Genomic DNA, 9,872 nt, shown 5'->3' with positions numbered 1-9,872 from the left:
GGGATCATGGCAGTCATGCTCTCCTTCTTTCTTTTCACTCCGATCGCGAAGGCGGAGGAAACCGATAAAGTCGATGTAAAGCCAAACGAGTACGAAAAGCAGGATATTAAAATCGAGACGGACTACCTTCAGGAAGAAGAGGCGGAATACAAAGAGGAAATATCAATTCCAGAAGAACTGAAGGAATTCTCATTTACAGATTCGAAAAAAGAAGATGCTATCGAAAAGCTGAAAAGCCTGTCCGGAAGCTTCACGAATGAAAGCAATTCCGTGGCTTCAAAGCTAAAGCAGCTTGACCTGTCATTCTCGGCAAATCCGTCCTTATCGGGAAGGGAAGATGACTCTGCGGAAAACCGGCAATCCATCTTCCTGCCCATTCTATACGGTCTGCTGATCCTTCTTTGCATCGCCGGTCTGTTCTTTTTGATTCCGAAAGTCAGCGGGCAGCAGAAAAAATAAGAGCGCTCAGCAATGAAAAGTCCGAGGTTCTGTAAGGTGCTGTCGGTGCGGCTGTCTTTTGGTTGGCTGTTCTTAGCGCAGAAAACCGCAGCACTTGAGAAGCGGGCTGATGAATCAGTACAATAATGGATAAGGAGGGACGCCGTATGCATTTATCCATTGTTACCGGAGCGTCAAAAGGGCTTGGCGCCGCGATGGCCGAAGGGCTTTTGCAAAAAGGCCATATTGTTCATGCTGTTTCAAGGACCAAGTCTGATATCAGTCATGACAGGCTGATCCAGCATGAGGCCGATCTGGCGCAGCTCGCCGAAACAGAAAAGTGGTTTCGGCAATTCTCAGATTCTGTCCAAGCCCATGATTTTGCTTCGATCACCTTGATCAATAATGCGGGAATGGTGACGCCGATCAAGCGCGCCGGCGAAGCTGAACCGGAAGAACTGAGGCTGCATTATGACTTGAATTTGTTAGCGCCGGTGATGCTCAGCCAGCTGTTTACCAAATGGCTCAAGCCATATAAAGGCAAAAAATCGATTGTCAATATATCATCAGGCGCGGCCAAAAACCCTTATAAAGGATGGAGCGCCTACTGCAGCTCAAAAGCGGGGCTCGATATGTTCACGAAAACATTCGGCTTTGAACAGGAAGATGAGTCTGATCCGGTGAAGATGATTTCTTTCTCCCCCGGGATCATGGATACCGGCATGCAAGAGGTTATCCGTTCATCATCGAAAAAAGATTTTCATGAAATTGAACGATTCAAAACCTATCAAACAGAAGGAAAGCTGAGAAGCACCTCTTATGTGGCCGGCATTCTGCTCGACCTGCTTGAGACCGACTTTGAAAACGGCAGAGTGTATGATATTAAAGAGTTTTTGTAAAAAATAAAAAAACAAGCACATCGAATCGATTGTGCTTGTTTTTTATTTATCAATTTTGAATATGATGTGCCAGATCAATTGAGATTTGCATGAAAATATGTTAGGATTCTAAAAATATATAAAGGAGGGGTTTACATGAGAAACGTAACTTTAATGGATGTATTCACCCATCCAATCGCACAAAAATATTTAACTCGTTCCGGTGTAGCTCATGCTGTAGCCTGCGCCTATCACGCATACCGCCTGGCGGTGCGAGCTGGAGTAGATCCCGATATCGCGACAAAAGCGGCATTGCTGCACGATATCGGCCATTATGAATGGTACACCGACGGAGAATGGGATTATGAAAAATACAAGCAAAACGACATTCACGCAATAAAGGGAGCCGAGCGCGCCCACAAGCTTCTCATCCGCCTCGGCGAAGATCGGAAAGCGGCCAAAGAGATTGCTTTGGCGATTCTGCTTCATACGGATTCCTATTTGCCAGAAGGGGACCTTGATAAAAACAAGCTGCAGCAAATCGTCAAAAAAGCGGATGAGCTGGACGAAGAGCCGGGCGGAAACCACCATTACCGCAAAATCGATCATAAGCTGGCGCTTGAAAAAATCCGGAAGCTTGACCGCATGGTCGATGAATCCTTATCTCCCATGAAAAGAACGGTTTAATCGGACAAAGGGCTGTTTTCAAACTTTTCCCCTTTGTCATTTACATAAATAGAGCGGATGATCGTCCTGTTAAACGGCGAGTTGTCTGCCGTTTTTCCTGAAAGGTCTATCGTCACCGAGTACATGCCGGCTTTTTTGAATGACAGGCTGTTTTGCAGCGCATTGATAGAAGCAGGTTTCAGCGACTTTTTCTCGGCTTGTTTTCCGTTTTCGTAGCGGATCGAGCGGACGGACGCCTTAACATTCGCAAGGTTTGACGATTCTCTGGTGACTGCGTTTTTGATTTGCTGGTTTAGAGGAGAATCGAAAGTCACAATGAACAAAAACGCCTCTTTTTGTTTGACGGATGATGCGATCTTCCAAGTGCCTGCCGCGGGATTTTTGATGGCAGCGGAATGGACGAACCCCCCTTCAAAAACATCCGCCGTCTTTGCGATTGAAAAATCTTTGAACGGCTTGCCGCGTGGATCTGTCAATTTGATATTTCCCGAGGAATGATTGCTCAGCCAGTGAACGGTTATCTCCTTGACGCCTTTTTCAACGGCAAACTCCTCTTCTCTCAATCCATGATTTTCCCCCCCTCTGATGAAAGGGTACGATAAGTTTTCTTTGGTGGCCGCAGTTTCATTTGCATTTGCCTGAATCGTCAGTAAAGGCATGAATACAGGAAACGTGAGGTTTCCTTTAATAATTGAGAAGTGATCCCACTTCCCTGTATCCAGGTTTGTGGCGTAAGGGAGTCTCGCATTTTTTTCAGTGACGGCTCCGTCATTTTCGCCAAACATGTTTAAATAGACGCCCCCGAAAAATAAAGCGCTGCCGAACCCGCCGATTTTATTGCCTGCCAGGGTAAAATATTTGGTTTTCAATCGATTGGGATGATTGTCGGTCTGGTCGCGGAACGATTTCATAAACCCTGTCTGGAGTGAATAAACGGCGTCATTTTTCTGGCCTAAAATATCGGCTAGCCATCCTGCCCAGTTGCTGTAGGCAAGGTCTGCCAGCTGTGAGCCGTGATGGGGGGTTCCGAGTGTAATCACCCGCTCGACATAATGGTATGCGTTGTGATGAATAAGAGCCGACTGACTGTCAATTCCGCCTTTGCTGTAGGAAACGAGAATCACCTTGCGGCCGAAATACTGGTAGATTTCGCGCAGTTTGGCGGCCAGCATCGCTCCGTTGTCCTGCATGTCTTTATCGGGGTGGAGATCGATAAAAGCCGCGTCATACCCGTTTTTCCAGGCCTGTTCCGCCATGTCGTTTTCGTCAAACCAAGCGCTTGAAGAGCCGTTTAATCCATGGACGAATACAATCGGCGGTTTTGCGGGATCGGGATGTTCTACAGGGTCTCCCGCGAACCAGTAGCCCGGATTGCCGCCTCCTCCTTTAAATCCTCCCGCTTTCGATACATGCGGATACACGAGCAGCAAAACAAGCATGAGCAGCACCAGTTTTTTCATCGTTGTTCACCTCATGGTTTATTTGTAAGCGTTTTCATCTTATTTTCTGAAGGTGAACTTTATACCGATATACTGAAAAAAATTTAGAAAATATTCATAAAAGAGAGGAATATACACTGATAGGCCGGATATCCGGCCTTCAATGTTCAGGCTTTTCCAGGCTTTAAATGTTTGCGGAAGAACGATTTGACGATGTCCAGGGTATGAGCCTGGGTAAAACCGTTATGTCCGGCCCCGTTTATTTTATACATAAGGGCATCATGGCCTTCTTTTATTAAGGCTTCAAACAATTGGACGCTTTGTTGATAAGGGACGACATCGTCCTGATCCCCGTGCATAATCAGAATGGGAGGCGCTTCCCTGTGAACATAGCTTATCGGACTCGCTTGTTTCGCCTGTACTCTGTTTTCTTGAACAGCTCCGCCGATCAGCTTGGATTCCGGTGAATTGGGTGAATCATGATCGAAGATGGACGGATACTTGCTCATGGACAGAAGGTCGACCGGACCGAACCAGTCCGCAACCGCATCGACTTTGCTCGATACATGACGGTATTCGTCCGGGCCTTCAAATTCTTCAATTCCTTCGGTCAATCCAAGCAAAAGAGCCAAATGGCCGCCTGAAGAATCCCCCCAGACTCCGACTCTATCAGGATCGATGTTATAGCGGGCGGCATTTGCTTTTAAAAAGCGGACTGCTGTTTTCACATCATGAAGCTGAGCCGGAAACACCGCCTCTCCGCTGCCTCTGTATTGAACGCTTGCCACGACATATCCTTGCTCGACAAATGGAACCAGTTGGGGGATAAAGGCGGATGTATCCTGTTTTGTCCAGCCCCATCCGCACCCTTGCAAATAAATGATCAGCGGGTATGTTTCCTGATTGCCTTTCCTGTTAAATAACGCATCCATTGGATTGCGGTACACCAGCAAATGTAATGTCAAAGAAGTGTCTTCCACTTTTGTGTACTCAATATTCGGTATGAGCTGAATGTAAGAGTTGGTGTTTTGCTCCCAGTTGATTTCTTTTATATGATTCGTCATGTTAAGTCCTCCCTTAATGTGATGGAAATCCGAATTTGCCTGTGTTGATCACATGGAACCACCTCCTTTTATTCCGTTGTAATGAACAATATTACAACGAGGTGAAAAAAACACAGTGCCAGATGCTTGTTGTAAGTATAGTTATTACAACGAGTTGAAAAAATCATGCCTCACTGAGAAGCATTCTTTTTTTGGATGATCAGATCAGTCAATTCCTTTATAGACATTTCTTTGAGTATATTCTCCATGGCTGTTTGCGCTTTTAATAAAACAAGCTCAAGAACCTGGTGGATATTCGCGCCAACCCAGCAATCAGGATTGGGGTTTTCGTGAGTGTGAAACAGTTCGCCTTCACCGACAACTTCGACAGCTTTATAGACATCATACAAAGAAATGGCGCCGGCATCCCGTAATAAGTGCGCTCCGCCTGTGCCGCGCTTTACTTCAATCAAGCCCGCTTTTTTCAGCAATCTGCTGATTTGGCGGATGATGACCGGATTGGTATTGACGCTGTCTGCGATTTGCTCTGATGTCAAATGGTCGCTTCGGACGTGCATCAAGGATAACATATGTACGGCTATCGTAAATCTGCTGCTGATCTTCATCAAACCACCCTCCTGTTGTAATCATGATAATTACAACAGGAGGAGCTGTCAATCTTTTTTATTCAAAAGGCGCTGAAATATGAAACCCTGTCAAAGCTTTTTCGTATGAATGGAAGGAAAACAGTTGACAGACGTTAGTGTGAATAGTAGTTTTTAGATTAATGAAAAAAGCCGGGAGGAAACAAAGCTTGTTAAAATCAAAAACCCATTTTTGGACGCTGCAAATTTTATTGGTTCTTCTTATCATTTATGTGTCGACAAAAGTGTCTTTTCTTTTCGAACCGATCATCGTATTTGCATCGACTCTATTTACTCCGATTTTAATTGCGGGAATCTTGTATTTTATATTCAATCCGATCGTGCGGCTTCTTGAGAAAAAGCTGCCGAGAACGCTGTCCATTCTGCTGATCTATTTGGTGTTTGTGGCATTCATCGGGTTTGTATTGTCAGCAGTCGGTCCTGTATTTACAAAGCAGGTTACCGATCTGTTCAACAACATCCCCTCCTATGTGAAACAGATCCAGATTTTCATTAAGCAAATGTCGAATTCGCAGTGGTTCACTTGGATAATGAATCAGGACTTCGTATCGGTTGCCAAAATCGAAAGCTCAATCGGCGAATATTTGACGAGCCTGCCTGAAAATATTACAGGGAGCCTGACTTCTGTATTCGGCGTTGTGACCAACATTGCGCTCACGGCTGTTACCGTGCCGTTCATCCTGTTTTATATGCTGAAGGACGGCCACCGTTTCCCGAATTTGGCTGTCAAGATCCTGCCTGACAAGTATAAAAATGAAGGGCTGAAGATTTTTAAGGATTTGTACGAGACGCTGGCGGCTTACATTCAAGGACAGCTCATTGTTTGTCTGTTCGTCGGAACGGCGTGCTTCATCGGTTTTTGGATCGCCGGTGTGAAATACGCGCTGATTCTCGGGTTGATCATTGCCGTGACGAATATTATTCCATATGTCGGACCGTTTCTTGGAGCGGCGCCGGCCGTCATTATCGCATTTCTCGACTCGCCGACGAAAGCATTGATCGCGCTGATCATCGTCGTTGCCGTTCAGCAGACAGACGGGAATCTGCTGTCGCCGCTGATTATCGGCCGCCGCTTGAATACGCATCCGCTGACGATCATCCTTTTATTAATCGGCGCCGGAAGCTTCGGAGGCATTCTCGGCATGATCCTGGCCGTTCCGGCTTATGCCCTGCTCAAGGCTTTTACATTGAATATCGTCCGCCTTGTCCGTTTAAGGCAGAGGTATAAAAAAGAAACGGCGGAAAATCCTGAAGTCTGAACGTTTTGCCCATTTTCACATATGATGCTAATAAATTAAATGGCGGAGGTGTGAAAATGCCGGCAATTGTCGGACCGATTTTTATCAGGCGAGTCGTTGATGACAGCGCAGCCTTTTTTGGAGATGTGTTTGCGATTTCCCCGAAGTGCACGGATTCCTCCGGAGGAGGAGCGGGCACATTTCAAACAGGGGACTACGGATTGATTCATAACGATATCAATAAAACGACCTTCACAGATGCGGATGTGATGGACGGTTCCCAGTCATTGAACCTGTGACAGCCTCTTTTAAAGAGGCTGTTTCTTTTTTATAGTATAATGGGAAAAAAGATAGATAAGGCAGGTGACAAAGATGAAAATCAGGAAGGCAAACATCTTAAACGAAGATCAGATGATCACAGACGTTTACCTCCATGAAAATAAAAAGGAATTTCATACGCTTGTGGCTGTGCCGCAACTGGAGTGGAGCACGCTGATTTCCTATGAGGAAGAAAAAGCAGAACTCGCCGAAAAGCTTGACCGGTCATTGTCGAAAGTGGCTGAGTCGGATGCGGCTGAGGAGCTGTCCAAAAAGATCGTACAATGGGTGACCGAAATGTAGCACGGGCTCATGCCCGCTGTTTTCGTGGGCATACTGATAAAAAAATGCAGCTTAAAAAACGCTGCCAGCAGGATAAAACTGGAGGGTCTAAGACGTGAGCGACCAATCATTGGATCAATATTTACAGCAGGGAATGTACGGACCACGCGAAACGAAGCCGGATGAACGCAGACTGTTTTTAGGCTCGCTGAGGGAAAGGGTCATCATCGCATTGACTAAAGGACAAGTGCTGCGTCCGAAGGCATACCGGGAAGTCATCGATGCGCTTGGCTCAAAAGCGGATGCAACATTATTGCTTAACGGCGAAATCGGCTACTCTCATTTATCTCCTTACATCAAGGAGTCCAATAAGCAAGGCGTCCCTTTTTCGATCGTGTCCGATCAGCAATCGGACACTCCCCTTGGACTTGTTCTCGCGGCGCGTGAGGCCGTAGAGAAAGAATCGATTTATGTTCAGGACGATATCTTTGAGCAGTCGGTTTTAAACAAGAGATGAGGTGCGGGTTTTCGCACGCGCCTTCCGCAAGGCGGTCCCGAACCCGTGGTTTTTGTTTTTTTCTGAAAAAGAAAAAACCGCTGCTGGCGCGGCTTGACAGCCATATTCGATTGATTCGCCATTCACTTGTCCGTTTAGATAAGTTATAATGTTACCTATCATACAAAAGGCGGGGAGGGCGGCAATGAAAAAAGCTCTTATATGTATAGATTATACGAATGACTTTGTCGCAGCTGACGGTAAGCTGACGTGCGGGGAACCCGGCCGCAAAATCGAAGACGCCGTGGCGCGTCTCGCGGATACGTTTATTCAAAACGGCGATTATGTCGTATTTGCAGTCGATTCACACGAGGCCGGCGATACGCTTCATCCGGAAACCCGTTTGTTTCCTCCGCATAATATAAAAGGTACATCAGGACAGGATTTATACGGGAAGCTTGAAAAGCTTTATCGAAAACACGAACACGATCAGAATGTCTATTACATGGAAAAAACAAGGTACTCTGCTTTTGCCGGGACAAACCTCGAGCTGAAGCTTCGTGAAAGGGATATTCAAGAACTGCACCTTGTTGGCGTATGCACAGATATATGCGTGCTCCATACCGCAGTAGATGCTTATAATAAAGGGTTTAATCTTGTCATTCATCAAAACGCAGTGGCTAGCTTTAACCCGGACGGACACGACTGGGCTCTTTCTCATTTTGCAAACACCCTGGGAGCCTCAGTGTCAGATTGAGGAAGGAGAAATGAAGGTTGGAACACCGTTTTACAGACGACAGTCTAGCACTACACACAGACCTATATCAAATTAATATGGCGGAAACGTATTGGCGCGACGGCATTGATCAAAAGAAAGCCGTATTTGAACTGTTTTTCAGAAAGCTCCCTTTTGACAGCGGTTTTGCCGTTTTTGCCGGTCTTGAAAAAGCGATTGAATTTTTGCGGGATTTCAGATTTACTGAAAGCGATTTAGTTTATTTAAAAGAAGAGCTGGGCTTTAAAGATGACTTTCTCGGCTTTTTAAAAGATATGAGATTCACCGGTTCGCTTTATTCTATGCAGGAAGGCGAAATCGTGTTTGGCAACGAACCGATCATGAGGATCGAAGCGCCTTTGGCTGAAGCGCAGCTGATTGAGACGGCTCTGCTCAACATTGTGAATTACCAAACATTGATTGCCACAAAAGCGGCGAGAATCAAAAGTGTGATCGGAGAAGAGACGGCGCTTGAATTTGGAACAAGGCGCGCGCATGAAATGGACGCGGCGATGTGGGGAGCAAGAGCCGCGATTATCGGCGGATTCGACGCGACAAGCAATGTCCGCGCCGGCAAGCGGTTTGACATTCCGGTATCAGGCACGCACGCCCATGCGCTTGTACAGGCCTATCGCGATGAGTACACGGCATTTAAAAAATATGCGGAAACCCATAAAAAATGTGTCTTTTTGGTCGATACATATGATACGGTGCGTTCCGGCATTCCAAATGCGATCAAAGTAGCAAAGGAATTCGGCGATCAAATTGAATTTTCGGGAATCCGCCTGGACAGCGGAGACCTCGCCTATTTGTCGAAGAAAGCGAGAGCCATGCTGGATGAAGCCGGATTTACAGATACAAAAGTTGTTGCATCAAGCGATCTTGATGAGTACACGATTATGAACCTTAAAGCCCAGGGTGCAAAAATCGACGTCTGGGGCGTGGGCACAAAGCTGATTACCGCTTACGACCAGCCGGCTCTCGGCGCGGTTTACAAACTTGTTTCGATCGAAGAAGACGGAAAGATGGCAGACACGATTAAAATTTCTTCGAATCCGGAAAAAGTGACGACTCCAGGCTTGAAAAAGGTGTACAGAATCATCAATCAGCTGAACCATCATTCAGAAGGCGATTATATCGCTTTGGACTATGAAAAGGTCAATGAACAGGAGCGGCTGAAGATGTTTCACCCCGTTCATACGTTTATCAGCAAGTTTGTGACGAATTTTGATGCGAAAGATCTTCACCAGCCGATCTTTGAAAAAGGCGAGCTTGTCTATGAGAATCCGAGCATTCAGGATATTAAGCGGTATGTTCAAGAAAATCTCAGTTTGCTTTGGGAAGAGTATAAGCGGATCAGCAAGCCCGAAGAATATCCTGTCGATTTAAGCGAAGCTTGCTGGAACAACAAGATGCAGCAAATTCACGAAGCGAAAATCAAGGCGAAAAAAGGTCTGGATCAAGGTTGACTCTGTAAACGATAGTTTTTAACATAACTGGGGATTGAAACAGATAATTTCTTCGGGGATTATCTGTTTTTCAATATTAAGTTCAAATTTGGGTGAATTTTTATACAGCAGACGGGATTTGCCCAATTATTTGATATACTTAAA

At 45.9% G+C, this 9,872-nt stretch carries 12 protein-coding genes; 9 read left to right on the top strand and 3 right to left on the bottom strand.

From position 1 onward, the window contains the following. Positions 1-6 precede the first annotated feature (6 nt). The 3 genes from essA (at position 7) to MKY62_RS16760 (ending at position 2,003) form a co-directional block, all read left to right on the top strand. Complete coding sequence (gene essA / locus MKY62_RS16770; RefSeq protein WP_003184890.1) at positions 7-459, top strand: type VII secretion protein EssA; 453 nt, start codon at positions 7-9, stop codon at positions 457-459. Positions 460-605: 146 nt separating this feature from the next. Then, positions 606-1,337, top strand: a complete 732-nt coding sequence (locus MKY62_RS16765; protein WP_003184888.1) for a (S)-benzoin forming benzil reductase — start codon at positions 606-608, stop codon at positions 1,335-1,337. A gap of 135 nt (positions 1,338-1,472) precedes the next feature. After that, positions 1,473-2,003, top strand: a complete 531-nt coding sequence (locus MKY62_RS16760) for an HD domain-containing protein (RefSeq protein ID WP_003184886.1) — start codon at positions 1,473-1,475, stop codon at positions 2,001-2,003. Here MKY62_RS16760 and MKY62_RS16755 read toward each other — a convergent pair. From MKY62_RS16755 to MKY62_RS16745, 3 genes are all read right to left on the bottom strand, one after another. Further along, complete coding sequence (locus MKY62_RS16755) at positions 2,000-3,463, bottom strand: hypothetical protein (protein WP_003184884.1); 1,464 nt, start codon at positions 3,461-3,463, stop codon at positions 2,000-2,002. The two genes, MKY62_RS16760 and MKY62_RS16755, sit on opposite strands and share 4 nt — an antisense overlap. Before the next feature lie 146 nt (positions 3,464-3,609). Beyond that, positions 3,610-4,506 (bottom strand): prolyl oligopeptidase family serine peptidase, encoded by an 897-nt coding sequence (locus tag MKY62_RS16750; RefSeq protein ID WP_003184882.1) that lies wholly within the window; start codon positions 4,504-4,506, stop codon positions 3,610-3,612. A gap of 170 nt (positions 4,507-4,676) precedes the next feature. Next, complete coding sequence (locus MKY62_RS16745; RefSeq protein WP_003184879.1) at positions 4,677-5,111, bottom strand: Rrf2 family transcriptional regulator; 435 nt, start codon at positions 5,109-5,111, stop codon at positions 4,677-4,679. 188 nt (positions 5,112-5,299) lie between these two features. Here MKY62_RS16745 and MKY62_RS16740 point away from each other — a divergent pair, with 188 nt between their 5' ends. The 6 genes from MKY62_RS16740 to MKY62_RS16715 all read left to right on the top strand — a co-directional run bounded on the left by MKY62_RS16740 (position 5,300) and on the right by MKY62_RS16715 (position 9,728). Next, positions 5,300-6,409 (top strand): AI-2E family transporter, encoded by a 1,110-nt coding sequence (locus MKY62_RS16740; RefSeq protein ID WP_003184877.1) that lies wholly within the window; start codon positions 5,300-5,302, stop codon positions 6,407-6,409. Between the two features lie 56 nt (positions 6,410-6,465). Next, positions 6,466-6,687, top strand: a complete 222-nt coding sequence (locus tag MKY62_RS16735) for a spore germination protein (protein ID WP_003184874.1) — start codon at positions 6,466-6,468, stop codon at positions 6,685-6,687. Between the two features lie 73 nt (positions 6,688-6,760). Further along, positions 6,761-7,009 (top strand): YueH family protein, encoded by a 249-nt coding sequence (locus tag MKY62_RS16730; protein ID WP_003184872.1) that lies wholly within the window; start codon positions 6,761-6,763, stop codon positions 7,007-7,009. 94 nt (positions 7,010-7,103) lie between these two features. Further along, positions 7,104-7,505, top strand: coding sequence for a YueI family protein (locus tag MKY62_RS16725; RefSeq protein WP_003184870.1), 402 nt, complete (start codon positions 7,104-7,106; stop codon positions 7,503-7,505). Positions 7,506-7,689: 184 nt separating this feature from the next. Next, positions 7,690-8,241: an isochorismatase family cysteine hydrolase gene (locus tag MKY62_RS16720; RefSeq protein WP_003184868.1), complete on the top strand. Its 552-nt coding sequence runs from the start codon at positions 7,690-7,692 to the stop codon at positions 8,239-8,241. Positions 8,242-8,258: 17 nt separating this feature from the next. Further along, the gene (locus MKY62_RS16715; protein WP_003184866.1) at positions 8,259-9,728 is read left to right on the top strand and encodes a nicotinate phosphoribosyltransferase; all 1,470 of its coding nucleotides are present in this window, start codon (positions 8,259-8,261) and stop codon (positions 9,726-9,728) included. Positions 9,729-9,872: the final 144 nt, after the last annotated feature.

It is taken from the genome of Bacillus sp. FSL R7-0646 (assembly GCF_037969865.1).
Lineage (GTDB): Bacteria > Bacillota > Bacilli > Bacillales > Bacillaceae > Bacillus > Bacillus licheniformis.
The sequence above is the reverse complement of the archived record's forward strand: the minus strand, read 5'-3'. Positions and strand labels throughout refer to the sequence as shown.

Bases quoted from the DNA above. Each gene is read 5' to 3' on its own strand.
- MKY62_RS16735 (WP_003184874.1), top strand. From the start codon at position 6,466: ATGCCGGCAATTGTCGGACCGATTTTTATCAGGCGAGTCGTTGATGAC.
- MKY62_RS16745 (WP_003184879.1), bottom strand. From the start codon at position 5,111: ATGAAGATCAGCAGCAGATTTACGATAGCCGTACATATGTTATCCTTG.
- MKY62_RS16760 (WP_003184886.1), top strand. From the start codon at position 1,473: ATGAGAAACGTAACTTTAATGGATGTATTCACCCATCCAATCGCACAA.
- MKY62_RS16755 (WP_003184884.1), bottom strand. From the start codon at position 3,463: ATGAAAAAACTGGTGCTGCTCATGCTTGTTTTGCTGCTCGTGTATCCG.
- MKY62_RS16730 (WP_003184872.1), top strand. From the start codon at position 6,761: ATGAAAATCAGGAAGGCAAACATCTTAAACGAAGATCAGATGATCACA.
- MKY62_RS16750 (WP_003184882.1), bottom strand. From the start codon at position 4,506: ATGACGAATCATATAAAAGAAATCAACTGGGAGCAAAACACCAACTCT.
- essA (WP_003184890.1), top strand. From the start codon at position 7: ATGGCAGTCATGCTCTCCTTCTTTCTTTTCACTCCGATCGCGAAGGCG.
- MKY62_RS16720 (WP_003184868.1), top strand. From the start codon at position 7,690: ATGAAAAAAGCTCTTATATGTATAGATTATACGAATGACTTTGTCGCA.
- MKY62_RS16765 (WP_003184888.1), top strand. From the start codon at position 606: ATGCATTTATCCATTGTTACCGGAGCGTCAAAAGGGCTTGGCGCCGCG.